This window comes from Candidatus Nitrosopumilus sp., assembly GCF_965223225.1.
Taxonomy (GTDB): domain Archaea; phylum Thermoproteota; class Nitrososphaeria; order Nitrososphaerales; family Nitrosopumilaceae; genus Nitrosopumilus.
In genome coordinates, this window is the sequence record NZ_CBDCVU010000004.1 from 1,654,005 (window position 1) to 1,679,279 (window position 25,275).

A 25,275-nucleotide genomic window follows, 5' to 3' on the forward strand; every position below is an offset into this window, starting at 1 on the left:
AGAAATTTTGTTAACACAGTACTTTGTTAATGTTGACTGCGTAAGTCACGCCTAGCCTTTATTTTGTTATTAACACAAGGCCCTTCAAATATGGTTAATTTGAGGAAAATTCATGCCTGGAATGGAAATAAAGGGGTTATTTCTTTGATTTTAACAGTGTTAACGTCTATCTTAACGCCTGGAATGGAAATAAAGGGGTTAAAATGGGCTTTTTTTAATATTCCTTAACATGAATTTAACAATTTGTTAATTCATTTTTTATTTTTAGGATCAACCCACACACCTTTGTTTCCACTCTTTTTTTTAATTTTTTTTTTTTTTTTTTTGAAAACCTAAAACCTAACTAAAAATAATTAATTACAAACTAAACTAGAGTTACTATTCTATACTATACTCTCATAATTTAGATAATGGTTGTAATGTTATTGAGTGGAAACAAAGGTGTGTGAGTATGTCTGACCCAATAGATAGATTACTTGATGCAGCTGAAACCGGTAAATCAATTATTACCAATCGTGAAATTTTACATTTTACCTATCTTCCTGAAACCATCCTTCATAGAGATTCCGAACAAGAACAAGTAACGCAATCCTTACTTCCAATTCTAAAACAATCCAGACCTTCGAATCTTTTGGTGTATGGAAAACCCGGAACCGGCAAAACTCTTGTTGTAAAAAAAGTTGTCTCGAAAATCCAAGAAAGGGTAAAAAAATCAAATTTTCCAATCAAACTTGTTTATTCCAATTCAAAAGAAGAAACAACTCTTTATGGATTATTGGTGAGTTTAGGAAGGCAATTAGACCTAACCGAAAAAGAAATACCCAACACAGGCCTTGCAATAAGTGAGGTCTTCAAGAGGATTCTAAACAATATTACAGAGAAAAAACTTAATGCAATTTTCGTAATTGATGAAATTGATTATTTGGCTCAACTAGTCTCAAAAACCGGCAAAGACATCCTTTATCAACTAACAAGGGCAAATGAGAGGCTAAGTCAAGGGTCCCTAACATTAGTTGGAATCTCAAATGATTTGACCTTTAAAGAAAAGTTAGATCCTAGGGTAATTAGCAGTCTGGGTGAAGAGGAGATTGTATTTACTAACTATGATGTTGACCAAATAAAGAGGATACTAGAAGAGCGAATTAAGGAAGCATTTGTAGCCAATTCAGTTGAAGAGCCTGCATTGAACCTCTGTGCGGCCCTTGCAGGAGGGGAACATGGGGATGCAAGAAGGGCGATTGATTTGATTCGTGTTGCCGGAGAGCTTGCAGAGAGACAGCAATCATACAAAGTTACAATTGAGCATGTTAGGGAGGCATCCCAAAAAATTGAAGAAAACAAAGAGGAAACATCTCTAAAATCATATCCTTTACATGAAAAACTCGTAATATTGGCCATAATGAAGGCCAATGGGTCTTCTACTGGAGAAATTTACTCATCCTACAAAAATCTCTGCAAAATGGTTGGACGAGATGAATTAACGCAAAGAAGAATTACCCAAATGCTAAGTGAGATAGAACTTTCTGGAATTATTTCAGGAAGGTTGGTTCATCAAGGAATTCACGGTAGAACAAAAAAATACAAACTGACAGTTTCCTCAGAAATGGTAAAAAAGACCTTCAAAGATGACCTAACTTTGCAAGACATTATCTAAATTTGAGTTGTAATTTTCATGAAGGACCTGAAAAGTCTTCAGATTAACCATGATTGCAATACCTGGATTTGGTGTCATTCCAACACTAGCTTGGAAGGGGGTTTGTTTTTGCCAAGAACCAGAGTTTACTAATAAAATCCCCTTGTACATATCTAACTGGGCCCTATGGACATGGCCTACATGAAAGATATCTGGAATGTCCTCGATTACCATCAGGTCTTGCATCTCAGGTGCAATAGGGGTCTGGCTTCCATAAATTGGACTAAGATGTCGTGCCTTTAACAGATGTTTCATTACAGTGGTTGGCTTGTCATAACTGAGACCCGGCGTTGTTTTTACGATATCGTCTATACTTTGTCCGTGAAACATCATAACCTTGACACCATTTAGTGAAATAACGGCTGGATTTCCGACCATTACTACATTTTCACGTTCCCATAAACTGGAGTTGTATTTTTTTGGAATGGCAGGCTGTGGCAATGCCCTTCTTCCAGGATCGTGGTTTCCAGGCATAATGATGATCTTGACATTTTTTGGAATTTTATCAAGTAAACTCTCCATTTTTTCTAATTGTTCCTCTATGGTTTGACAGACAAGCTCTTTGTCCTGATTTGGGTAAATTCCTACCCCATCGACTGCGTCTCCTCCTATCAGGATAAATCTTATTTTTTTTGCCACAGGATCTGGACTTGACAACCATTGCACAAATTCGGTAAACTCCTGTTCCATGAAGTATTTACTGCCTATATGCAGATCTGAAAGAAACGCAGCATATGTCTCACTTTCTGACCTATTGCCAGATTGATCAGGTATGTCAGGCAATATGATATCTTTTACAAGCAGTCCTGAATTTTTTCCAATACTTATTCTTACCATTACAAATTGGTCACTAAGTAGTGTATCTGCCAACTGTTGCAATTCTTTATCAAAAATAATTCCTTCAAACGAACCAGAGGGATCTTCTAGAATTAATTTTGTAATGTTTCTCTCTGAAACTCTGTTAGTAACAAGGCCGCATACGTACATGTCATCCTCAGTTTTTGCTGTTTTTGTTGAAGCTATCGATTTTAGCATCCTTGATTCGGGTCGTTCTGAAACTATTCGCTTGAACTTGTTAAATCTGCTGGAAAATAATGCATTATAGCCTTTGACGCCCTCACCCGTGGTGATTTTTGAAGTAGGATCCGATATGACTTTGACCTCACATTGTAGTGTAGGATCATCTTTTATTCCTAGGTATACCTCTAAATCGTCCTGACTTATTTGAAATAATTTCTGCTTTGTTTTTTCCTTGACAATTTCCTTTATGATCTTCTCTAATTTCCTAACATCTACATTTTCTAGTATTTTAAAAGCATCAGGATGAATCTGGAACCCCTTGTTTAATGCATAGTTTAATGCAAAGGACAGTTCCTTTTTCATATCAAAAAATAATTTCTGGTTTAATTAAATCTGCGCCCAACTATAACCCTCAAATAATGTCAAAAAACAAACTTGACGTGAATAAATCTAGATTAACAACTTTTTTCATTTTTTTGATTTTGTTTTCTACTACATTCCAGATAGGCTCCATGTCTACTGTAAATGAGGAAGACGCAAAGGAGTTTTTATCTGAATTTGAAAAGCTGGTTTTAGACATTGACGCTTTTGGAATATTCGCCCACAATACAACCATCGCCTTGCCCATGTTTATTCCAGGGTTTGGAATTGTTTGGGGTCTCTTTTCAGCATGGTCAACAGGATTTGCCTTTGCTTCAATTGCTACTACGGCACCAGAATTAAAAGAAATTCCGCCACTTTCCATACTGTTCTTTTCTCCTTTTGGATTGATGGAGCTTACCGCATATTCACTGGGCATCTCAAGAAGTTTTCTTCTAATTCAGGCAATAATTAAAAAAATCTCTGTCTACCCACAAATCAAACCAACAATAATAGAAATAGGAATCATGATCAGTCTACTTCTGGCAGGAGGATACATTGAATTTTACATGATAGAACTGGCTCAAGAAGAAGGAATGTTTGGATTACTAGAAGGATAATTTTTTCTATACATCCTAGACAATAAAGGCCATAAATTCTGTGTTTATACTAACTATTGGTTTAATCTAAAATAATTTAGTAGCAAATTATAAACTAATAAAAAAAACAATTGTATCATGAAGAAGGCCATACTTCTGTTTTCATTATTTGTATTTGCTATAGGATACTTTGTTGATGAATCATATGCTGAGATTTCAGAAAATCAGGCCTTTATTTTGGAAGGTTCAGGATTTGCCGTTACTGAAGACTTTATTGAAATTTCAGAAATTGATATGGGATTGTTATCCCAACAACAAAGGGGAAGCACAATTAACTTTATGATTGAAGATGGATTTGTTACTTTGGCTGATGAGGAATTCGTTATTTCTGATTTAGAAGGAAAATTTTTGCGTGAGGGTCGTTACATAAGGATAAATGGCAACGTTGAAGGACCAACAGGGTTTGATACTACAATTAGTTTTTTTGGAAGGTTAGTTGATGAAAGCAAAGATGCTGCAGTGTATGGATTTACAGGAAGGATTAACACTCCAGATGAATCTTTCAAGATAATTTACACTACAAAACTTTCAAACCTTTCACAGATTGATGTGACACAAACCTCTGAAAAGTTAGAAGACATTACCATTCACATTCTTAGGGGTTCATCTACACAAGGTCTGATAAATAGCTACATTGACGCTAGTTCAATAAGGGAACAAACCAGTTCTACAGAAATTCCTTCTGATCTTTCACGATTAAGGTATTTTTCGTCTGACAGAATCTCAGTAGAGCCTGGTACTACCATTACGATAATGAACAACGATGTTGTGTCGCATAGCATTCTTAGCGGTAAAGAAAACTATGGTGATCGTCATAATCCCTTTACTGCAGATGGAAGAATCTCTACAGGAGAAATTATATCAGGAAAAACAGCAAACATAACATTTGAAGATGCCGGATTCTATAGATTGTATGATCCTGATTATCCGTGGATGAGAATAGTAGCTTATGTATTTCCAGATTCTGATAAACTAGTTCTTGGACAGGGAAAAAATTTTGGAAACTAGTTTTCCCATTGCCATCGGTAATTCATGTATGAATCTAATTTAGCCTGATTGAAAACCACTACGGACAAATCAGAAAATTCTTTCCCCTTCAAATCCTTAACAGTGCCTTCAAAAACAGTTTCATTTTCTGTAGTCAATTCCTCAAAAACATGAACCTTCATAGAAGCAATGTTAAAACCATTGGATTCAAGGTAAGCAGCTATTTCTGATGGCATAAAATGTTTGTCTGGTTGTTTTGGCCATGGGCGAGGAACCAGAATCACACTAAAACCATCAATCAATGCCTTTTGCATTTCTAACTTTTTATCTTCAATTGGAGTTGTTACGTGCATTGTTATTACCTTGGACTTGTCAAGTGGAACTTGGGCTTTGGCTGCTACTACCTGAATGGCACTAATCCCCGGAATAATTTCGATTTCACCAAAAATTTCTATTAACCTATCTACTACTTCTGACTCTGAGAAATTGACATCTCCAGTAAATGGAATTACCAATTTCTTATCCCCTAATCTAGGAAGAACTTTCTGGTATGCCTCTTCTTGGTCGTTCATAGTAATTTCATGAATCTCTTTTCCCTTGATTATTTCCTCGATTGTTTTTAACGTATACTTGTAGCCTATTACAATATCACACTCTTTGATTACTTGCTTTACAATCTCTGTAACATATTTTGGCGAACCCGGTCCAACTCCAACAGCATAAATTTTTCCCAATTTATTTTGTAAATTTTTGTCTGTCTTTAATGTATTTCACAAAGGGGGACCAATCTACCTTCATGTGCTTCATTGGTTCCTTTGCAGGATATTTTACCCAGTCTTGCGCTATTGAAAACTGAAATTTTTCTTCTTTTCCATCCTTTTCATATTCTAGATGTAGTAGGCTTCCCCATTCCTTTTCTTCAAAACTAATGCTGGAAATATCATCAAAAGATAATTCTACGTTTCTGTCGTCTTCCAAATCAACTTCTAGTTCCTTCTCACCATATCCGTCATGCTGGATCATTGTATTTTTTGATTTAATGAAACTTACTACCTGTCGTTGAGTAATTGCTTTCCACCAAGCCATTTTGGCTTTTGTTTTATGTATGAACATCAAGTGTTTGTCCGTTAAAATTAGCATACCTTCCCTTCCACCAATTGATAGGAATTTTTTTGATTCTCTCCAAACAGAAACCAAATGTGCCTGAATTTTCTCATCAGGTTGCATGTGGGTTAATTTTTTTATCTTTGTTAAAAACCCATCAATTGCCTTTTAAGTAACTCCTTTTGCAAAACATTGTTGAATAAAATATTACTTGTTATGGCAATTTCGATAACACTATTTTCTTTTGGTCATAATGCACTAGCTCAATCCGACGAAAAACTTGCTGTATTAGAAACAAATCTTGGTACTATGGTAATTGAATTCTTTCCAAACGATGCACCAAATCATGTTGATAATTTTATCACATTAGCTGAATCTGGATTCTATGACGGAACCATCTTCCACAGAATAATTCCTGGATTTATGATTCAGGGGGGTGACCCAAACACAATTGATGGTGATCCTAGTACTTGGGGATTGGGAGGACCAGCACACCGAGTAAATGCAGAATTTAACACCATCAAACATGATCGAGGAATTGTTTCGATGGCACGCTCGCCTGATCCTAACAGTGCCGGTTCTCAATTTTTCATAGTTCACAGCAATTCTAATTTTCTTGATGAACAATACACAGTTTTTGGCCGGATTGTAACTGATGAAAGTTTTGATACACTTGACAAGATTGCTTCTGTTGAAACCGGAGACAGAGACAATCCAACAGACACAGAAAAAGTAAAAATCACAAAAATAACAATTGTAAATGCCAATGAGGTTGCCGACAAACTAGATTTGAGAGAACCAGAACGAACACAATCTACCTCAGTTACGACTCCTGGCAACCAAAAATTTGAAAGTGATGAACATGATATTTCTCTAAGTGTGCCAGAAGGTTGGTTATTGCAGCAAAGAGAAAAACTTCAAGAAGACTCTCCGGATGTAGTTGCAGTTGGTCCTAAGGTAGGTGTGATGAACCCAGTCATTTCTTTGACTGTGCAATTAACCAATGAAAAAACTTTTGACGATTTAATTGCTGAAAAAAATGAACAGTTAAACAAAGCAGTTGAATCAGGAAGTCTTAGTCTAATCTCCCAAGAAAAAATAACAATTAATGGAAATGATGCTTATGCAATTGATGCAGAAGGAATATTCTCCTCTAATAACGAACAATATGATGTAAAGTTTAAGGAAATCATGATTTATGATGTGGAGAAAACCTACACCATAGCATACGCAAATGGCATAGATGATTTTGACTCTCAAATTCCAAGATTTGAAGAAACGGTAGATTCTTTTGAGATTCTTTCAAAAGGAAATCAATCATTTCCTACTGATGATAATGCATCAACCGAAGAAGAAAACGGTGGATGCTTGATTGCAACTGCAACATATGGATCGGAGCTTGCTCCACAAGTACAACAATTAAGAGAGATTAGAGATACAAAAATACTACAAACAAGTTCAGGACTAGCTTTTATGACTACATTTAATCAAATCTATTATTCCTTTTCACCGTCAATTGCAGATCTAGAGCGTCAAAGCCCTCTATTCAAGGAAACTGTCAAGCTCTTAATCACGCCGATGCTTTCAACTCTTTCTATTTTGAATCATGAAGAAATTGATTCAGAGTTTGAGATAGTATCTTATGGTATTGGAGTTATCATGATGAATATTGGAATATATTTTGCATTACCTGTAGCAGCTGTAGCTGTATACAAGATCAGAAAATAGAATCCAAGTAAGATATTTTTTTACCAAACATCGTCTACCTCATCGAGCACTTTGTATTCTTTTTCTGTTTTATGCTTCATCAGTTTCAGTCTGGAAATATCTCTGTCAAAGAAAAGATCTATGGTCCAGTCTAAAAATACTCTCACTTTCTTATCAAATGTTGATATTTTTGAGAGATAGACGTTTCTCCAAATTAGCCAAGCCCAAAATCCAGAAATATTCATTCCAAGAAAAGTTGCAATTCCTGTTCTCTTTCCAATAATTGCCATTTGACCTTTTGAATGATATTCAAATTTCTCTTTTTCAGAATTTGTAATCAATGCATTCAAATTTTTTGCAGCAGTTTTAGCTTGGGCTTCTGCAATTTGAGCAGTCGGAGGAAATGGCCTATTTGTTTCAGGATCTAAAAATAATGCACAATCACCTATTGCAAAAACACCAGGAAAATCTGCAACTTCTAGGTATTTATTGATAATGACTTTTCCTTTATCTGTCTTAAAGAGAGATCTCTTTATTGTGTTAACAGGTGTTACACCTGCAGTCCAAACCAAAGTTTTTGTTCTAATTGCGTCTATTTTTGATTCATCTGAAGGATTTTTTGGATTCTCATCTAACTTCTTTATTGTGACTTCGTTTCCATCAAAACTAGTAACAGCTGTACGCAACCTAATGTCAATTCCTCTCTCTATCATTTTCTGCTTTGCAAATTCTGCTAAATCTTGGTTAAAACCAGGTAGAATCATTGGCAATGCTTCTAGTATCACAACTTTCAAATCTTCTTTGTATATTGTTGGGTAATGTTTTCGTGCGTCTAAAAGTAAGTCCATCAATTCCCCTGCTGTCTCAACACCTGCAAATCCACCTCCAACTACTACAAAGTTCAGAAAACTTTTTCGTAAAATTGGATTTGTCTCATTTTCTGCTTGTTCTAACATATCTATTACTCTATTTCTTAACATTACTGCGTCATTAAGCGTCTTCATAGTGTACGCATTTTTTTCAACATCTGCCATGCCAAAGAAATTAGTCTCACTGCCAAGAGCAATTACTAGAAAATCATAATGGATAGAAACACTACGTTTGTCTCCTGTTCCCCAAATTGTAACTAATTTTCCATATGGATCGATATTTTTTATTCGGCCTTCATAGAATTTGGTTTTTTGACATATTGTTCTGATGGGTAAGACTATGTGCCTTGTCTCGATCATTCCAGATGCTACCTGGGGCAACATTGGAGTAAACAGTAAAAAATTATCTTCACTGATCATCACCAATTCAATTTCAGGGTTGTCCCTGAATTGATCTTCTAACTGTCTTGAGCACTCAACACCCGCAAAACCTCCACCTAAGATTACAATTTTTTTCTTATTTCTGCCCAAGGCGTACTTCCCACAATCTAGGTGAATATATGCTATAAAGCCTAACTTCAGTCCAAATTAGATTGCTATCATGTTTTCAGGTATATCTAAATGTAAACTATGAGTTCTTAATGGATCATCATCCTCTAATTGAGAATGATCATGCAATGTCTTAACTAAAAACTAATTTCTAACTAATTTTGTTTGCATGTAATCCTTTTGAGATATAGGATTAACTAGCCTCAAAAAAATAGCTTTATGCCTACTCGATCTACAAAATAGTCTAAATACTAAGGAAAATGACCTAAAACATTGAAGCTTTATCTTGATTTTGAACCTTGCCAAGAGTGCCATACTATGATGGCAGAGTTAAGCAGTCCTGAAATGCTATTTGCAGACGCAGAAACAAGATCTGATAAATCTGCAAAATTCCTAAGACACTTGACCTATAACCATAGTGAAGTTGTTCAAGCCGTAATGGAAGATCTACCAAAACAGAAAAAGAATCAAGAACCTGATTTCTATCAGTAGAGTTCCTACATATTTTGAAATTCACAATTATGTTCATATACAAATTATTGTAATTCTTTTTTATGAGAACTAGAACATCAATTATTTTTTTACTAGCATTTGTAATTTTGTCACCAAATTCCTTTTCTTTTGTATCCGCCTCAGACAGTGCTCCAGAGCCTGAACCTCCTCAAATTCCAGAACCAACTCCAGAGCCTGAACCAATCAAACTACCAGATCCTACTCCAGTACCAGATCCATTCCCAAAAGAAACTGAATCAGAAAAATTAAAACGATTAACAAATGAAAATTCTCAACTAAAGCAACAAAATGCCGCCTTACAAACAGAGATATCAAATCTTAAAGACGAACAATTAAGATTACAAACCGAAATAACAGAACTAAAGCATTCTATGCAGGAATTTCAAAAAATAGTTTTAGAACAAGCTCGCTTGATTATGGATTTTGTAACTAAATTAAAAGATATGATTCCTTGAAAATACAATCACCAATTCGGCAAACATATGACCTCTATAATTTAATCAGCTATTTTCATAATTTTCCTAATTGAATTTACTCTATTTCTTATTGTTACACTACTTACTCCTGACTCAGCTGAAATTTTGCTCTGACTAATCTTCTCGTTATTTATCATACAAGAAACATAGATTGCGGCAGCAGCTTGCACGACTGGATGTTTTCCAGCCGTTATCTGCTTTTTTTCACAATTGTAAAAAATTTCAAATGCATCACGTTTTGTTTTTTCTTTTAAATTCAAATTATTTGAAATTTTTGAAATAAACGTCGTCGTGTCATATTGATTAAGATTTAATTCAAGTTTTTTAATTATGGTCCTTAGATCTCTTGAAAGTATTTTCTTTTCAACATTTCCCGCAATTGCAATATCATCTAATGTTCTAGGAATCCCACTTTCTCTACATGCAGCATATAATGATGCTGAAATCAGAGACTTCATGGTTCTTCCTCTAGTTAATTTTGCATTTACAACTTTTCTGTAAATGTAGGCCGTTTTTTCCACAACATTATTGGGAATGCCAAGTTTCGACTTCATTGCATGTAACAAGGTAAAGGCCTTGCTCAAGCTTGCTGTTTTTCTAGATTGACTTCTTTGATCCCACTTTCGCAACCTATTGAATTCATATTTTGATTTATTTGATAATGGGATTCCACAAGAATCTTTGTTAGAACCAATAACAGTAGATAATCCCTTATCATGCATTGTTAGTGAAATATTTGGACCTGTTCTTGTTGATTTCATATAACTTTCTTGAGAAAAGGTATTTGATTCAGATGACATGTCCCAAATTTTCTGCAGTAAAATTGATCCACACTTCATACATACGATTTCTCCTCGTTCAAAGTCTGTAACTGCAGGATAGTTCTTGCATGTATCTAATTGACATTTGACATTAAAATTGCCAGAATAATTCTCTAACACTGTTGTTAATAGAAGGTGATTTTAAAATAAAAACAAATTGTTTAAGGTAACGTAATAATGAAATTTTAAAAAAATAATCAAGAAATACCTAATCCTTTTAAAAATAATTGTTCTTTTAAAAAATATGGCTACAAATTGATAATTTTTGAAAATAAAAAATATTCTTTACAACTATTTTCCAATTGATTCTAAAGAATTACCCCCGAACATTGGAATAAAAACTGACAACTAACTAGTTTTATTAAATACAACTAATAATGTCGTTTTTTAATTTAAAATGATGAAGGGCATTGAATTTGTATTTCTTGCTGTAGGTTCGCTACTTGGTGCGTTTTTGAGATACAAAATGACAGAATCTCAATTACTCTTCAATACCTTGCCTGTTAATGTTTTACTGGTTAACGTTCTTGGTGCATTTATTCTTGGAGCGTTTATTGTATTATCACAACAATGGAACCTTGATGGAAGATATTCTCTTTTTGCAGCAATAGGGTTTTGTGGTTCATTAACTACGATGTCATCCTTTGCACTTGACTCGACTAATCTTCTAGAGAACAAACATTATGCAACATTTGCTGTTAACATTATGACAAACATTGGACTATCTATTGGAGCACTGCTTGGAGGAAAATCCTTAATGAGTGCAATTATTAATAATTAGTAATTATGGTCTATTCCTATCAAGTTATAAAATTTCAAACAATTTCTTTTTTACAAGGTACTAATTGGTCTCAATCAATTGGAGACAAAGGTATTCTCTACAAATCATTAAAAGATCCATACTCAAAAATCCTAGTCCAGTCATCTAATGGTTCAAAAAAACTTTATCGAATACCTAAAGACAGAACTGTATTAGTAACAAACGACATTGTTCATTTTCTAGGCGAATTAGGCTGACTTGATTGACTACTTGAAAAATTGGTCCACTTGATCTCTATACTTGAGAGCAATCTTTCCAAAATCTGCAAAATCTTCTTCTGTAGGATATTTCATTCTCATAGCAAATTGATTTACGAATACTGATAATGCACTACCTATGATCAAATTATACACTCCATCAGCAACATTTTTCGAATAAGGAAATGCAACCTTAATGAATGGAAGATATGTCTCTGTCTGAGATATCATTAACTTGATGTGTTTTTCAACAAATTCTTCAACATCAGTAGGAATTGTCATAAATAGTGATAAGAGTAATTTCTTATAAATAGAACTTTAATTTTCAGGCGTGATTAGATATTTTTCACAAATCACAATTCTGTTAAGGGTTTCTACTGTTCACAAAAATTTCTATTATCTTACTACTTGAGCTAAATACTTTTCCTTTCCCTTCCTACTTCTTGGAAGACATCTTAATTGTCGCTTACAGCATGGACAACAAATCCCATCATATTCTAGAAATATTTCACAATAATTGCATCTTTTTTGACCTGCAGCATATCTTCCAATTTCAATTGGTTTGTGTGCTTTGTAATTTTTGCATTTACCTATACAGTAAGTCATGAAAAACAAAGAAATCCTCAAAGAGATAAAAGATTTGATTGCAATGCAATTACCTGCATGATTTAAAAAAATTGAGTTTATAATACTGTTGGTTTTTAATTATCATGATGCTTGAATTAGACAAGAAAGTTTTTGGTAAAATCTTGACCAGAGAAATTATTGGAGCAGAACCTCCTTTAGATCCTGACACAAAAGAGATATTCAAAAAAGAATTTTCAATTTTGACCAAAGAACTAGAATCAAAATCACAAACTGAACTTGCTAGAATTTTAGAAGAACAAACAAATGCAAGAGATCACGTAAATAGCAGACCTGGTGCTATGGCCTTAGCTCAAGATAAAATTCAGTTATTTAATGAATATAATGAAAAATATATCAAAACAATTGAAAATATAATCAATTCTTAAGTTTTTCTTTCTTGGTCTTTTTTACTATAATTTTGATTTCTTCTCATCTACAGTGATATTATCACACCTGCAGGTATTCCTATTAGTCCCAAGACTGACATATGGCGCAATAACGAAATAACCAATACATATCCCTCAGTCTATATTATTTCCATAAACATTCTAGGCCTTAAAATTATAGAAACAGTTTGTGAATCTTCTGTTCCATCCTCATATAGTCTGTATATCTTACCATGATTTCAAAAGGAAAATTATATTCAGAATTTATTTCTTCGTTAGGTGTTATGATCTGAAAAGTAATTTTAACAGGAGTTTTAGTTTCTATTTTTGAAAATGTATCCTTTATTGTAATGGGTATTGCAATATCATGAAAAGTCTCAGGCATCCGAACTTCATTATTTGCAACCAGAATTTGTGAATAGTTTAGGTTTAGAAAATGAATTCCTGAGTTTGTATTATTTGAAACTGCACTGTCTCCATTGACACCATATGAACCACCTTCTGCAAGTCTGTCAATCACGATGTTGTCTTTTGGATTTGTAATCAATATGGAGTTCAATCAATATTGGAAATATCCAAAAAATGTTCATATTTCTTAGTTAAATTACTCGATAATGCTTATTCTGTTTTATTATCAGGCTCAAAATTTTGGAAAAAAAGTTGTTGATTCATAAATACCAACCAACTCAGGATCCTCGATTCGTATATGGTAAGTAAAACAAAAGAAATGTGTCCAAGATGTGCACAGGGAAAATTAGTAACTGATAATGAATCTGGAGAAATGTTTTGTTCAAAATGTGGATTTGTTATGACTGAAAAATTACAGGAATCTGGACCTGAATGGCGATCTTTCACACAAGATGAACACGGTGATAGAGCTAGAGCAGGTGCTCCAACCTCATTAACAATGCATGATATGGGACTTGCAACGATAATTAACCCAGTAAACAAGGATGCCTCTGGAAGACCTCTTACAGCATCAATGAAAAGTACAATAGAAAGACTACGAACTTGGGATAGTAGAAGTCAAGTACATGAGCCTGTTGACCGAAATTTTAGGCAAGCATTTAGTGAATTAAACCGACTAAAAGACAAACTAGCTATATCTGATGCAGTAATTGAAAAAGCTGCATATATTTACAGAAAAGCCTTAGACAAAGGCCTAGTTAGAGGTCGCTCAATCTCAGCTTTGATGGCATCAGCACTTTATGCTGCATGTCGTGATACTGAAACTCCAAGAAATTTGAAAGACGTTGAGCAAGCTGCCAATATCAAAAGGAAGGATATTGCAAGGTGTTACAGATTACTAGTCAAGGAACTGGATTTGAAAATGCCTGTAACTGATTCTATTCAATGTGTTGCAAGAATTGCAAGTAGAATTGGAATAGCTGAAAAAACAAAACGATATGCAGTAAAAGTGTTAAAACAAGCTCAGGAAAATGAAGTCTCCGCAGGAAAAGATCCGATGGGTCTGGCAGCAGCAGCATTGTATCTATCATGTGTAAAAAATAGTGAAGACAAAACTCAACGTGATATTGCTGAAGCTGCAAATGTTACAGAAGTGACTATAAGAAATAGATACAAAGGTCTAAAAGATTCTCTAGACCTATAACAAGACGAATTTCAAATCTTAATTTAATTTAATTTTCAAATCCTTGTTTTAACTCTGCGACGAATCTTCAGGTGGTTTTTTAACAAATCCTCCCTCCATAGATTCTGGAGGAGGTATGTTTTTTGATTTTCCTAAACCAATTGTGGTTATAATTACAGATGATAAAATAATAAAAAATATGATCTGTGGGTATGCTTCTGCATTAGGTAGACCCATAGTTACAGGATACGTTGCAAGTACGGCAGCAGCTAATCCCCTTGGTATCATAGAATTTGTTACTGCTCTATCTAATTTAGAAAATCTTTTCGTTAGTGTTATCTTTCCAACAAACAATCTTCCAAAATAAACTGCAACCGTTATTAAAATACCAAATATGATATATTCAATTTGTCCAAAACTAGCCATTAAACCAACAAATACAAAGAAGAAAGATCTTACCAAAAATGTAAGTTGATTATGAGTTGGATCATCTGTTTCTATCCTAGGTAATTTGAATTTGAGTATTTTTGACAAATGATTCTTGTTTCCTAACATTAAACCAAACACCAAGGCTGTCAGTGCTCCTGATTCTCCAAATGAATTTGCCAAGAAAAATAAAACAAACAACACTCCTAGCGTAAGCATATAGGCATGCTGCGCATTTCCCAGCTTTGTAGAAACATACATCCACGGAACTCCTACTCCGAAACCTAGTATCAAACCAACTACTATTGCCCTTCCTAAAGTTTCTTGAAGAGTTTGAAGATCAAATTGACCTGCTAATACCGCTTCAAATAAAATAAATGCAACAATGGTAGCTAGGATGTCTGTTAATGCTGATTCAAAGCTTAACATTGATTTTGTTTCTTCAGATATTTTGATATTTCTCACAAGTCCAAACACAATTGCCGAACTGCTTCCACCAACAATAGATCCAAGAAGGATGCTTTCTAGCCATAACCAATTTAACACAAAGTGTGCCGCAAGTGTAATTATGACAACTGACAAAATAAATCCGAGTATTGCCAACGTAACTGAAAAATGAGCAGTTTTGATGACATGTTTAATGTCTAAATTTAATCCACCATCAAACATGATAATGATTAGTGCCAACGCAGCAAAATACGGCACAACTTGAATTACAGCTTCAGGTTGAATAATTCCAAAGACTGGTCCTATTATCACTCCTAACATCATTAGAAATGTTACATCTGGAATGCCTGTTTTTTTAAAAAATGCTTCACCTGCCACTCCAAGAAAAATTACAACTCCTGCTGCAAGCAATATTACATGAGCCGAAGCAATTGGACCATCTTGAATTGCTAGCGTTCCTACGGATCTTTCTAATTCTGCAATTTTATCCAATATTATACTTGAATCAAACCCGGCAAATGAGGGCGCATTACCTGTTTGACCAGTTAATAAATTCAAAATGGATAAAATTGTGAAGTTCATTAATGACTAAATGTAGTTACGTATGGATAAAAATTAAACTAGATCGTGTTGCAATGTTAGATTTAAAGCAAAAATCTTAGATACACATTAAGTTAACCTTAATGCCCTGTTATTTACTTGAGTGCAACTGATACACTACGTGAGGATCATAAACAAATTAGACGTTTAGACAAAATTATTATCAAATGTTACACAGAACTTTATACTGGAAAAGACATTCCATTATCTGATATTAATAAAATTACTGTAATAATAGAGGAATTCTTGGATTCAATTCATTATTCCAGAGAGGAAGATTCGTATTTTCCGTGCGTTGCAAGCTATGATCATCTAAAACAAGAAATTAGAGGATTGTTAATAGAACATGAATTCTCTAGAAGAATTGCATTACAAATTAAAAAATATCTGAAAAAATGGAATGAAGGCGATGACGCAAGAGAACCTGTAGCTAGGTACCTCAAAACATATTCTGTATATCTTATGGATCATATGACAAAAGAAGAAAAATTTTTTGATGAGGCAGAAGCGGAAGTTCTTTCAAAAGAGGAAGAATATGACATGTATGATCAGTTCAAATCTGTAATGAGTATCTCCAAAAAAATGGAAGACATGATCAAAGAGATTGAATATCTGGAAAATCAATCTTGGGTAAAAAATTAACGTAAGCTCTTTATGTGCTGTTTTGGATTTTTAGATATGAAACCCTTTATTCTTTGGATGACTGGCTTGCCCTGTTCAGGAAAGACCACAATTGTTAAAGATTTACAAAAAGATATACCTAATTTAGCAATGTTAGATGGAGACGAATTACGTGAATGGTTTTCCCCAAAAGACTTTTCAAAAGCAGGACGAGACGAGCATAACAAAAAAGTAGCCCATTTAGCAAAACTCCTACTAAAACATGGAGTTCCAAGCTGTGTATCTTTAGTATCACCATATGCTGAAAACAGAGAAAATGCCAGAAAAATCATTGATGCAGGAGATCAATTTGCTGAATGCTATGTAAAATGTTCAGTTGAAAAGTGTGAAGAAAGAGATGTTAAAGGTATGTATGCAAAGGCCAGAAAAGGAGAGATCAAAGGATTTACTGGAATTGATGATCCTTATGAAGTTCCTGAGAATGCAGATTTAGTAGTTGATACTGAGAACGAATCGCTTTCTGAAAGTGCAAATAAGGTCAAAGAATTTCTGAAAAATAAAAATCTATTATAATTTTTTAAATTCTCTTACTATTTTATCATGTAACAATCCATTTGTTACAAGTATCCCATTGTGATGGTAGACGTCTTTGTTATTGTACGATATGTCATTGCCTAACATGTCTGTCATTTTTCCACCCGCCTCGTGAACAATACTGTGAGATGCAGCTGAGTCCCACTCTTTCATTTTATCTGTAGTTGTAATGTATGCATCGGCTTCACCTGAACTGATTTTCCCAACTTTTAGCGAGCTGCCTATACTTGTGAAATTAACGATGCCTAATTTTTTAATGAAATTTTTTTCTTTATCTGTTAGATGATGTCTTGAGCCAACAGTTCTACAGAGTGAAAGATCCGAAATTTTTGATACAGACATTTTTGTCCATTCATTATTTGAATATCTAAATGCTCCACTTCCTTTTTGTGCAACAAACAACGTTTTTTCTGTGGGCCAACCAATCACTCCCAGAATAGGCTCATTATTTTTTATCAATGATATCATTATTGTAAACTCTCCAGTTTTGTCAATATAGTCTGAAGTTCCGTCAAGAGGATCTATCACCCATATTGTATTTTCTGATAATCGTTTTGGATCGTCAATATCTTCTTCAGATAAAATAGAATAGTTCGTTTTAGAAAGGATTTTCTTAATTATTTCATTGCTTTTAAAATCAGCGTCAGTTACAGGAGAATCGTCAGTTTTTGTAGTTGTCCTAAAATTTCCATCGTAAATATCTAGTATTGTCTCTCCTGCTTTTATTGCAGCATTGACTGCAATCTCTAACTCTGGAATTTTATTTGTTATAGGAATTAAGATCAAATGAATTCCCTATGTTGTAAGCTCTGGTTTTAGTGTCCAAACTACACCTAGGACAATAAATGGAACGGTCATAATTCCGATGATTCCAAGTATTGTGGTAAATTGAGATTCTGAAACTTCGGGATTATTTATTATCCACGGAAGAGGTAATGTAATGATTATCCAAATAATTCCTAAAAGTATTATCAATTTGGCTTTGGATTTTCTGTCTTTCATCATCATTCCTATTCCTGAGCTGTATTAAATTCCTGTGAATTCATTTTATTGATTCTCCTCCGTCTACTGTAAGGATAGCACCTGTGGTCCAAGAAGCCTCGTCTGAAACAAAATAAAGTACTGCATTTGCAATTTCTTCAGGTTTACCAATCCTTCCAATTGGGTGTTCATTATCCATGAATTCTTTGTCTTTTTCTGTTTTCAGGAAAGATTTTGTCATGTCTGTATCTACTACTCCTGGACAAATACAATTAACTCTAATCTTATCGTTAGCATATTCTAATGCCCAGCATTTTGTTAGTAAAATTAAAGCCCCTTTTGTTGCAGAGTATGCATCAGCGTTAAAACCTGGATACGCTTTTAGGCCTGCATCTGATGCAATATTGATTATTGAACCACCTGTTTTTTGTAAGTGAGGAATGGCTTCTCTTGTAAACTTGAATTGTCCGGTAAGATTTACATCTAATACTTCTTCCCATTCGTCGTCATCAATTTCATGCAATTTTTTGATTTTTGGAAAGATTCCTGCGTTGTTAATCAGAATATCCAATCGTCCAAACTCATCAATTGTTTTTTTTACAATATTTTTAACATCGTGACTATTTTTGATGTCTCCAGAAATACAAATTGAATTAAGAACTTCTTGTGATGAATTTTGTAATCTGTCAGAGTCTTTTGCAGTCATCACTACTGTTGCACCATTTTCAGCCAAGATTTTTGCCGTAGCTAATCCAATTCCTCTGCTTGCTCCAGTTATGAGTGCAACTTTCTTTGCTAATTTCATAATTTTTAGGCATGAATTCGTAATTTATAGATCCATGTTAAAAGGATGCACAAAAATTTTCAATAAATTTTCGAAAATTATATAAAAATTAATGGAAAATATTAAATAATTAAAGTTACTATATAATTTAATGCCGATGGATATAATTCCTATCGACTAAAACTGCGTAGCCCCGCAGAACGAGAATGGTGTTCGGAAAAGAGTTTTCTGACAAGGAGAGGAAATCTCTCAAAGTTCTGCAGTAAAGGGGTTTACGCCAATTAATTTTCTATAATGTCTACTGATACTGAACCCATCGTGTTTCCATTAGGATCAATGGTCACCAAAATTTCTTGATCAATGGTCACCAAAATTTCCTTTTCCCCTTCATAATTCCATGTGTAATATTGTGAAATACCAGTTTCATGCAAAGTGTTTTCAAGCACAAAATTTCCGTGAAAATCAAACTTTTCCCCTTTCAACATTATCGATAAAATTTCTGGACTGCTTCCATTTGGCACAAATCTAAATTTGTATAGGCCCTCACTAACGTTGATTTTTTCTGTGTAAACTCCATCATCTCCATACAAACTTGGATCTGCAAGTGTTACATGAAATACCACAGAATTCTCTCCTTTTTTAGGCGAATCAGTTGTAAAACTCACAAAAATAATTCCAAATATTATGACAATTGGAATAATTATCATTTTTTTGTTCACATAATCGAATTTAATATTTACATAAAAAGAGCTTTCTGATAATCTCCTTTTCCTTGTATTCGAAATTCAACTTCTCTTTGAATTTTTATTTGCAAATTTTTCAAACCGGCTAATTTTCTCTCACAAAAACCTTTCAACAGCAATCGACTTGTTAGTTAGCAAAATTTTATGAGCAGTTAATGAAAATTTACACTTAAAATTAAGTACCAATTCCAATATGAGGTTCTGTGTCTAACTTACAGAATAAATGGTCAAAACAGCCACAACCTACGATTACTGAAAAAATCAACGACACTATAAAACCTAAAGGTGCTCTGAAACCAAGAGTTGAAAATGGAATAAAAAAACTACGATTACAAATTAAAAAATTAGATTCTATGTTAACAAATTTACAAGATCGAGATGCAAAATTATTTCAGAGAATTGTAGAGGCAACTCAAAATCATGATACTCAAACTAGCAAGGTTTTGGGCAATGAATTGGCCGAAGTGCGTAAAGTTACTAAAATTCTAAGTAGTGCTAGAATAGCCTTAGAACAAATAGAATTAAGATTAACTACATTTAATGACCTTGGTGATACCGTAGTTGCAATTATGCCAACTATGGGATTGATGAAGAATCTAAAATCTTCTCTAGGAAAAGTAATGCCAGGAGCTGAACAAGAAATTGGTCAAATGGCAGAGATGTTGGGAGGCTTTATGACAGAAAGCTTCTCAGGAGATGCAGCATTTGGAACAGATGAAACTATGACCGCTGAATCTGAAAGCATTCTAAAAGAAGCTGCCGCTGTTGCAGAAAGTTCTGCAGGTCAGATGTTCCCCTCAGTTCCAACTGATACTCAAGGCTCTACCACAACCACAAAATCTTTCTAATTATTGTTGATCTCGTGATTCTTTAATTCTCTTAACTTTGTTACCTTCATCTTCAATAATGGTGTCGATTCCTGAAAGTTTTTGTCTTAAATTATTGATTATAGTTCCTACTTCATCAGCTTCATTTTCTACCTGTTTTCTCTTGTTTGCTAATTCTTTAATTCCTTGATTTTCTTCATCTATGTATTCACTAACTTTCTGTAATTTCTCTTTCAGATTTTTAATATCTACTGATTCATCTTCAATATCTTTTTCAAGCAAGGTTCTTTTGTCTTTCAGATTCTTAATCATCACTCCCACGTAATCTATGGCTTCTTCTAGCTTTGCGCGTTTGCCCATTAATTCTCCAATGCCAATATCACTTGATGATGAAGTCTCGTTTGTTGTCTCTACCGAAGTCTCGTCTATTTTTTCCTCAACTCTCTCTTCTACTGTCATTTCTGCCCCTTCACCTTTTTTGAATTTATCAAACATTTTATCACTTTCTATTCAAACTGAGAATAAAAAGTTACTAAGAAACCCAAAGCTGACTTTATGAATGATTTTTTACCTCTTGATGATGATTACTCCATTATTTTACATCATATCTACATAGTTTTGATTAAAGTTGGTAGGTTCAATTAATATCGAATAGGATTCGTCTTTATCAGTAAAATGTAGGATCTCATTTTCTTTATAGTGACTATCTACACCTAGTTTCATCAAGGAAATGACGTATTCATTTTCTTCAATCATATTTGCATTATTTCCTGAAAAAATGACTTTGTAACTAAAATTTTCTTCTGAGAAAGTTTTATTCGATAATTCAATCATATCATTAGAATTTGCCTTTAATTCTGAAATTGATGGATTTTCTTGAGACTTTGCAGGATTATTTGATACAATTGTCCAAAATTTACTCTCTTCCTTGGAGACTTTTCCGTCAAAAAGAACTATTCCTGACTCATATGCATTATGAGTTACATATGTCCAACTTGAAGTTTGTTCATCAGATAACAATATTCTCAGTCAAAATCCCTTTAATTTTCTCATTTTGAGCATTTTTTTTCTATATGTAATTGATTTTCATGTGTCTTATCTTGGCCAGTTTTTGACGTATCTGCTAATGAGTATGTCACAGATATTGGAGAAGCTCCCAGCATCAAAAGTACCATAATGCCAAAAACAGGCTTTTTTCTAATTTTCATCATTTGGTTTTTCTTTAAATACTAGTTTAGGAACAACTACGAATCGTTCTGTTCCTTATATACTGAATTCTAGAATATTTCTTGGCAATTACATCGATTCATTGAATTTTGTAAGATTAGAAAAATAATCAAAGTTTCAGAAAAAAGACCACTAGATAATCTCTCAATTTTAGGAATGACTTTTTCTGGCAAAGTGCCCGCGCGCCAATTTTGTTGAAAATTCCTCTTTTTTTAACACGAAACATCCGTTCCGCTATGCGTTCCGCTATAAAGTTTCAAAATGTACCTGATAAACCAATTGAGATTATACTAATCCATGTCAAAACAACAATACAGGTCCGAAATGGGCATCATGGGTGATATCTTAGACGTTACCGCTGATGGCGGTCGTAATGGAATCATTGTATCTGCAATATCTCGCAAAGCCAACCTATCTCACTATGCAGTACTAGACAAATGTGAGAAACTGGTAGAAGCAGGCTTAGTCGAATCCGTCAAGAATGACAGGAACAGAGTCTTTCTGATCACTGAAAAAGGACTCCAATTCTTCCAAGAATTCAAGAGATTTCAGGGGTTAGTAGAGAGTATGAATCTAAGGTATTGAGTAGATGCACCAAGAAATTGAGTCTCTCAATACTAAGATCCATTCCCAAGTAGATGGAATGCTTTTTGTAAGGACTGATGGTATTCTCGAAACAATGGTTAAGACTTCATTGATAGTAGCTGGCTTAATTGTTGTTGTTTTAATGATGCCAATTCAGACTTCATTCAGCTCTACTCGCACCCTAGATCTTACTCTTTATGCTGATGGTTCAGCTCATGTCTCGGCTCAACTAGATATAGATCCATTGGAACCAGATTTTGAGGTTGATTTGTTTGGTCCTTCAGTGGATAATTTTGTCGCAGTTGGGGAAAATGGATTTTTGTTTAGTGAAATTATTGAAGATAAAGTAAGAATTGATACCATAGGCTCCTCCTCTATTACTATAGATTATGATATTCATGACTTGATTTCAAAAGAGGGAAGAGTCTGGACTTTCTCATTTGATTCATCAACTGAATATTCTCTTTTAATGCCTCCAAACTCCATTATTGTTGGCATGAATGCTCTTCCACTAAACATGGAATTACAAGATGACCAAACAAAGCTTGAACTCAATCCAGGTTTATCTGAAATTAACTATATTTTTGGAAATACCAATCCACCAGTTACCAATCCACCAGTTACCAATCCCCCAGTTACCAATCCACCAGTTGACCCCCAACAGCCAACCATCGAACCTTATTCTGCTGTTCTATTAGCTATTCCAATAACTACAACTATAGCAATTGCAATTATTTTAATTAAAAGGAAACAAAAAAACTCCTTGAATATACCATCATCAAACTCTAATCCAAAACCTGAATCAATTCCTAATGACACAATCAATATTGAAAATATTTTAGATTCCAGACCAGATATGCGCGAAGATGATAAAGAAATTGTTAGATTTATTTCTCAAAATGGCGGAGAAGTTTTAGAAAGCGATCTGAGAAAAAAATTCCTTCAACCACGCACTACCATGTGGAGAGCAGTAAAAAGATTAGAAAGACAGGGATTAATTGAGATTACAAAAAAGGATCTACAGAACTTAGTAAAAATCAAAATTGACACAGAGGATGTAGAAGAATGAATAACATCTTAACTTTTGGTCTCTTAATTTTGATATCTAGCATTATTTTTGGAGGTATTACAAATGATATCTATGCACAAGAAGATCTTTCAATTCTTTCCAAAATCGCTAAACGTGCACAAGACCAAATCGAAAATCAAATAAATATTGATTCTTCTGATAAAATCAAACAATTATTTAACAAAGGTTCACAAAATATTGAATCATTAGAAAATGCAATTAGAAATGAAGATGACATTTCTGCCAAAGAGAATTTTCTTTCTGCAATGAAGATTTTTGCAGAAATTTCAAGACTACTGTCTAATCAAGAAAGTGATTCCAATAACTTGAATGATGAACATGTTTCAATAGACCTACAAAGACTACAATCTTATGTTAAAACTTTAAAATTGCTTGCAAAAAACCATGACGTATCATTTGACTTCTCTATACTAGACAAGTTGTTTATCCAAGCACAAGAACAAATTAACAATAAACAATACAAATTATCTCTTGAAACTATAAAAGAGATTAAATCCATTATTGTGAAAGTAAAGCAAGAACTTAAAGAAGAAGCATCAAATCACGAGTCTCAACGTGCCAAAGAGTACGCATTAAAATATCTAGAACAAATAGACCGTCTGATTGAGTATGCGAAACAACAAAATTATGACCAAGAGATCATTGAAAAACTATCAAATGCTAAAGAAAATCTCATTTTAGCAGAAAGTCCTAGTGAAATTATCAAGGAAATTAGAAATGTAATGTCATTGAAAGTAGAGTATCAACTGACCAATAATGATATAATCGAATCTCGACTTTTACAAATTGAGAAAACCATTTCAGAATTATCTAATAATGGTAACATAGAATATGATGATATTCAAAGAGCAAAACAAACATTGGAAATTATTAAACATCATTTGAATAATGGTGAATTTGATCTAGCAAATGATCTAATTAAAGATCTATTAGAGCAATTACACACCATCAAAAATTCTCATTAACATTTTATCATAAACTTCATATACATTTTCCAAACAGCATGATTATGGCATCTAAAGCAATTACGGCTGGAGTGGGAATTCCAATGATTGTTGTTGGTGCCTTAATGGCATGGTTATGGGCTCCAATAGAAGGAATTTATCAAAGTCAGATTGAACTTGTAGGCAGTACTATTGGAATTCTAGGCGTTGTATTCTTTATTTCAGGATTGTTTTATACTAAAGAACCTGTAATGCACTAAAAACTCACTGAATAAATAATGAAAAAATTTTACTGAACTTACTTGAAAGTGAGATTATTTGAAATATTTACATCAGTAGAAGGCGAAGGAATTCTCTATGGCACAAAGACACTTTTTGTAAGACTTGCAGGATGTCCTTTTACTTGTTTTTATTGTGATACGCCTGAATCCTTACCACTTGATTCTGGAAAAGAGTATACAATAGATCAAGCAAACCATTTGATTGATTCCAATCTTAAAGACCATACCTACAAGGTTAATTTTACTGGAGGCGATCCTTTAATTCAACATGAGTCAGTAGCCTTATTGGCAAAACATGTACAAAATAAAAAAATCTTAACTTATCTTGAATCTTCATGTTTTGATGCGGATAGATTTAATCATGTTTTACCTTTTATTGATATTGCCAAAATTGAATTCAAAACCAAAGATTCCGGTTTTGTCGATTCAAAACATTACGAAAAATTAATTGGCCAAACAATGAAATGTCTAGAGTCATCTGTCAGATCTGATAAAACCACTTACATCAAAATTGTGGTCAGTTCAAAAACTCAATTAAAAGAATTTGATGATCTTACAAACAAAATTTTTTCTATTATATCAAAGGATGATATTGATGGATTTATTATCCAACCAACATACGGAATCGCTGAACCTTCCTTAGATCTCTTATTGAAATTGTATGATGTAGTTTATCCCCATTATGAAGAAGTAAAGGTAGTTCCTCAACTTCACAAAATTATTGGGGCCCCATAATTCTAACACGG

33 protein-coding genes are annotated in these 25,275 nt (G+C 33.7%); 18 read left to right on the top strand and 15 right to left on the bottom strand.

Annotation, left to right across the window (positions count from 1 at the left end):
- Window positions 1-451: 451 nt before the first annotated feature.
- Window positions 452-1,654 carry a Cdc6/Cdc18 family protein gene (locus ACOQN3_RS10475; RefSeq protein ID WP_420546393.1) on the top strand — a complete coding sequence of 401 codons (1,203 nt, stop codon included), beginning with the start codon at window positions 452-454 and terminating at the stop codon, window positions 1,652-1,654.
- On the opposite strand, the gene ACOQN3_RS10480 is transcribed toward ACOQN3_RS10475, so the two are convergent.
- Window positions 1,631-3,076: a DNA-directed DNA polymerase II small subunit gene (locus ACOQN3_RS10480; protein ID WP_420546394.1), complete on the bottom strand. Its 1,446-nt coding sequence runs from the start codon at window positions 3,074-3,076 to the stop codon at window positions 1,631-1,633. The genes ACOQN3_RS10475 and ACOQN3_RS10480 overlap by 24 nt on opposite strands.
- Window positions 3,077-3,189: 113 nt before the next feature.
- On the opposite strand from ACOQN3_RS10480, the gene ACOQN3_RS10485 reads away from it, so the two are divergent.
- Entirely contained in the window at window positions 3,190-3,693 is a 504-nt protein-coding gene (locus tag ACOQN3_RS10485; protein WP_420546640.1) for a stage II sporulation protein M, read from the top strand.
- A gap of 117 nt (window positions 3,694-3,810) precedes the next feature.
- A complete protein-coding gene (locus ACOQN3_RS10490; RefSeq protein ID WP_420546395.1) occupies window positions 3,811-4,740 on the top strand; it encodes a cupredoxin domain-containing protein in 930 nt (309 codons plus the stop codon).
- Here the strand turns inward: ACOQN3_RS10490 and cbiE are convergent.
- Window positions 4,737-5,453 (bottom strand): precorrin-6y C5,15-methyltransferase (decarboxylating) subunit CbiE, encoded by a 717-nt coding sequence (gene cbiE / locus ACOQN3_RS10495; RefSeq protein WP_420546396.1) that lies wholly within the window; start codon window positions 5,451-5,453, stop codon window positions 4,737-4,739. The two genes, ACOQN3_RS10490 and cbiE, sit on opposite strands and share 4 nt — an antisense overlap.
- 1 nt (window position 5,454) lies before the next feature.
- Window positions 5,455-5,946: a hypothetical protein gene (locus tag ACOQN3_RS10500; protein WP_420546397.1), complete on the bottom strand. Its 492-nt coding sequence runs from the start codon at window positions 5,944-5,946 to the stop codon at window positions 5,455-5,457.
- Between the two features lie 72 nt (window positions 5,947-6,018).
- Here ACOQN3_RS10500 and ACOQN3_RS10505 point away from each other — a divergent pair, with 72 nt between their 5' ends.
- Window positions 6,019-7,551, top strand: a complete 1,533-nt coding sequence (locus ACOQN3_RS10505) for a peptidylprolyl isomerase (RefSeq protein ID WP_420546398.1) — start codon at window positions 6,019-6,021, stop codon at window positions 7,549-7,551.
- Between the two features lie 20 nt (window positions 7,552-7,571).
- Here the strand turns inward: ACOQN3_RS10505 and ACOQN3_RS10510 are convergent, their stop codons facing one another.
- Complete coding sequence (locus ACOQN3_RS10510) at window positions 7,572-8,930, bottom strand: NAD(P)/FAD-dependent oxidoreductase (RefSeq protein ID WP_420546399.1); 1,359 nt, start codon at window positions 8,928-8,930, stop codon at window positions 7,572-7,574.
- Window positions 8,931-9,221: 291 nt separating this feature from the next.
- Here ACOQN3_RS10510 and ACOQN3_RS10515 point away from each other — a divergent pair, with 291 nt between their 5' ends.
- Both ACOQN3_RS10515 and ACOQN3_RS10520 read left to right on the top strand, forming a co-directional pair.
- Window positions 9,222-9,440 carry a hypothetical protein gene (locus tag ACOQN3_RS10515; protein WP_420546400.1) on the top strand — a complete coding sequence of 73 codons (219 nt, stop codon included), beginning with the start codon at window positions 9,222-9,224 and terminating at the stop codon, window positions 9,438-9,440.
- Window positions 9,441-9,502: 62 nt separating this feature from the next.
- On the top strand, window positions 9,503-9,916 hold the full coding sequence (locus tag ACOQN3_RS10520) for a hypothetical protein (protein WP_420546401.1): 414 nt from the start codon (window positions 9,503-9,505) through the stop codon (window positions 9,914-9,916).
- A 41-nt stretch (window positions 9,917-9,957) separates the two neighbouring features.
- On the opposite strand, the gene ACOQN3_RS10525 is transcribed toward ACOQN3_RS10520, so the two are convergent.
- Entirely contained in the window at window positions 9,958-10,878 is a 921-nt protein-coding gene (locus ACOQN3_RS10525; protein WP_420546402.1) for a transcription initiation factor IIB, read from the bottom strand.
- A 280-nt stretch (window positions 10,879-11,158) separates the two neighbouring features.
- Between ACOQN3_RS10525 and ACOQN3_RS10530 the strand changes: the two genes are divergently transcribed.
- Window positions 11,159-11,539, top strand: coding sequence for a fluoride efflux transporter FluC (locus tag ACOQN3_RS10530; protein WP_420546403.1), 381 nt, complete (start codon window positions 11,159-11,161; stop codon window positions 11,537-11,539).
- Window positions 11,540-11,544: 5 nt separating this feature from the next.
- On the top strand, window positions 11,545-11,775 hold the full coding sequence (locus tag ACOQN3_RS10535; protein WP_420546404.1) for a hypothetical protein: 231 nt from the start codon (window positions 11,545-11,547) through the stop codon (window positions 11,773-11,775).
- 9 nt (window positions 11,776-11,784) lie between these two features.
- Here ACOQN3_RS10535 and ACOQN3_RS10540 read toward each other — a convergent pair whose 3' ends face one another.
- Both ACOQN3_RS10540 and ACOQN3_RS10545 read right to left on the bottom strand, forming a co-directional pair.
- Complete coding sequence (locus ACOQN3_RS10540) at window positions 11,785-12,057, bottom strand: hypothetical protein (protein ID WP_420546405.1); 273 nt, start codon at window positions 12,055-12,057, stop codon at window positions 11,785-11,787.
- Between the two features lie 114 nt (window positions 12,058-12,171).
- Window positions 12,172-12,381 carry a hypothetical protein gene (locus tag ACOQN3_RS10545; protein ID WP_420546406.1) on the bottom strand — a complete coding sequence of 70 codons (210 nt, stop codon included), beginning with the start codon at window positions 12,379-12,381 and terminating at the stop codon, window positions 12,172-12,174.
- A 104-nt stretch (window positions 12,382-12,485) separates the two neighbouring features.
- On the opposite strand from ACOQN3_RS10545, the gene ACOQN3_RS10550 reads away from it, so the two are divergent.
- Window positions 12,486-12,788, top strand: a complete 303-nt coding sequence (locus ACOQN3_RS10550) for a hypothetical protein (protein WP_420546407.1) — start codon at window positions 12,486-12,488, stop codon at window positions 12,786-12,788.
- Window positions 12,789-12,963: 175 nt separating this feature from the next.
- On the opposite strand, the gene ACOQN3_RS10555 is transcribed toward ACOQN3_RS10550, so the two are convergent.
- Entirely contained in the window at window positions 12,964-13,335 is a 372-nt protein-coding gene (locus tag ACOQN3_RS10555; protein ID WP_420546408.1) for a hypothetical protein, read from the bottom strand.
- Between the two features lie 159 nt (window positions 13,336-13,494).
- On the opposite strand from ACOQN3_RS10555, the gene ACOQN3_RS10560 reads away from it, so the two are divergent.
- Window positions 13,495-14,400, top strand: coding sequence for a transcription initiation factor IIB (locus ACOQN3_RS10560; protein WP_420546409.1), 906 nt, complete (start codon window positions 13,495-13,497; stop codon window positions 14,398-14,400).
- Window positions 14,401-14,448: 48 nt separating this feature from the next.
- Here the strand turns inward: ACOQN3_RS10560 and ACOQN3_RS10565 are convergent, their stop codons facing one another.
- Window positions 14,449-15,834 carry a cation:proton antiporter gene (locus ACOQN3_RS10565; RefSeq protein WP_420546410.1) on the bottom strand — a complete coding sequence of 462 codons (1,386 nt, stop codon included), beginning with the start codon at window positions 15,832-15,834 and terminating at the stop codon, window positions 14,449-14,451.
- A 117-nt stretch (window positions 15,835-15,951) separates the two neighbouring features.
- Here ACOQN3_RS10565 and ACOQN3_RS10570 point away from each other — a divergent pair, with 117 nt between their 5' ends.
- The gene (locus tag ACOQN3_RS10570) at window positions 15,952-16,494 is read left to right on the top strand and encodes a hemerythrin domain-containing protein (protein WP_420546411.1); all 543 of its coding nucleotides are present in this window, start codon (window positions 15,952-15,954) and stop codon (window positions 16,492-16,494) included.
- A gap of 36 nt (window positions 16,495-16,530) precedes the next feature.
- Window positions 16,531-17,046, top strand: a complete 516-nt coding sequence (gene cysC / locus ACOQN3_RS10575; RefSeq protein ID WP_420546412.1) for an adenylyl-sulfate kinase — start codon at window positions 16,531-16,533, stop codon at window positions 17,044-17,046.
- Here cysC and ACOQN3_RS10580 read toward each other — a convergent pair.
- The 4 genes from ACOQN3_RS10580 to ACOQN3_RS10595 form a co-directional block, all read right to left on the bottom strand.
- Window positions 17,041-17,853 (bottom strand): 3'(2'),5'-bisphosphate nucleotidase CysQ family protein, encoded by an 813-nt coding sequence (locus tag ACOQN3_RS10580; RefSeq protein ID WP_420546413.1) that lies wholly within the window; start codon window positions 17,851-17,853, stop codon window positions 17,041-17,043. The two genes, cysC and ACOQN3_RS10580, sit on opposite strands and share 6 nt — an antisense overlap.
- A gap of 9 nt (window positions 17,854-17,862) precedes the next feature.
- Window positions 17,863-18,069: a hypothetical protein gene (locus tag ACOQN3_RS10585; protein WP_420546414.1), complete on the bottom strand. Its 207-nt coding sequence runs from the start codon at window positions 18,067-18,069 to the stop codon at window positions 17,863-17,865.
- Between the two features lie 40 nt (window positions 18,070-18,109).
- Window positions 18,110-18,853 carry an SDR family NAD(P)-dependent oxidoreductase gene (locus ACOQN3_RS10590; RefSeq protein ID WP_420546415.1) on the bottom strand — a complete coding sequence of 248 codons (744 nt, stop codon included), beginning with the start codon at window positions 18,851-18,853 and terminating at the stop codon, window positions 18,110-18,112.
- Between the two features lie 260 nt (window positions 18,854-19,113).
- Window positions 19,114-19,551 carry a hypothetical protein gene (locus ACOQN3_RS10595; protein WP_420546416.1) on the bottom strand — a complete coding sequence of 146 codons (438 nt, stop codon included), beginning with the start codon at window positions 19,549-19,551 and terminating at the stop codon, window positions 19,114-19,116.
- 227 nt (window positions 19,552-19,778) lie between these two features.
- On the opposite strand from ACOQN3_RS10595, the gene ACOQN3_RS10600 reads away from it, so the two are divergent.
- Window positions 19,779-20,423 (top strand): Snf7 family protein, encoded by a 645-nt coding sequence (locus ACOQN3_RS10600; RefSeq protein WP_420546417.1) that lies wholly within the window; start codon window positions 19,779-19,781, stop codon window positions 20,421-20,423.
- Here ACOQN3_RS10600 and ACOQN3_RS10605 read toward each other — a convergent pair whose 3' ends face one another.
- A complete protein-coding gene (locus tag ACOQN3_RS10605) occupies window positions 20,424-20,897 on the bottom strand; it encodes a transcriptional regulator (protein ID WP_420546418.1) in 474 nt (157 codons plus the stop codon).
- Window positions 20,898-20,999: 102 nt separating this feature from the next.
- On the bottom strand, window positions 21,000-21,422 hold the full coding sequence (locus tag ACOQN3_RS10610; protein ID WP_420546419.1) for a hypothetical protein: 423 nt from the start codon (window positions 21,420-21,422) through the stop codon (window positions 21,000-21,002).
- Between the two features lie 504 nt (window positions 21,423-21,926).
- Here ACOQN3_RS10610 and ACOQN3_RS10615 point away from each other — a divergent pair.
- The 5 genes from ACOQN3_RS10615 to ACOQN3_RS10635 are packed head-to-tail and all read left to right on the top strand — an operon-like array spanning window position 21,927 to window position 25,264.
- Window positions 21,927-22,214: a winged helix-turn-helix domain-containing protein gene (locus tag ACOQN3_RS10615; protein WP_179371730.1), complete on the top strand. Its 288-nt coding sequence runs from the start codon at window positions 21,927-21,929 to the stop codon at window positions 22,212-22,214.
- 4 nt (window positions 22,215-22,218) lie between these two features.
- Entirely contained in the window at window positions 22,219-23,283 is a 1,065-nt protein-coding gene (locus ACOQN3_RS10620; RefSeq protein WP_420546420.1) for a MarR family transcriptional regulator, read from the top strand.
- On the top strand, window positions 23,280-24,269 hold the full coding sequence (locus ACOQN3_RS10625) for a hypothetical protein (protein WP_420546421.1): 990 nt from the start codon (window positions 23,280-23,282) through the stop codon (window positions 24,267-24,269). The genes ACOQN3_RS10620 and ACOQN3_RS10625 overlap by 4 nt, the downstream gene beginning before the upstream one ends.
- Before the next feature lie 44 nt (window positions 24,270-24,313).
- Complete coding sequence (locus tag ACOQN3_RS10630; protein ID WP_420546422.1) at window positions 24,314-24,508, top strand: hypothetical protein; 195 nt, start codon at window positions 24,314-24,316, stop codon at window positions 24,506-24,508.
- A gap of 48 nt (window positions 24,509-24,556) precedes the next feature.
- Window positions 24,557-25,264, top strand: coding sequence for a 7-carboxy-7-deazaguanine synthase QueE (locus tag ACOQN3_RS10635; RefSeq protein ID WP_420546641.1), 708 nt, complete (start codon window positions 24,557-24,559; stop codon window positions 25,262-25,264).
- Window positions 25,265-25,275 lie beyond the last annotated feature (11 nt).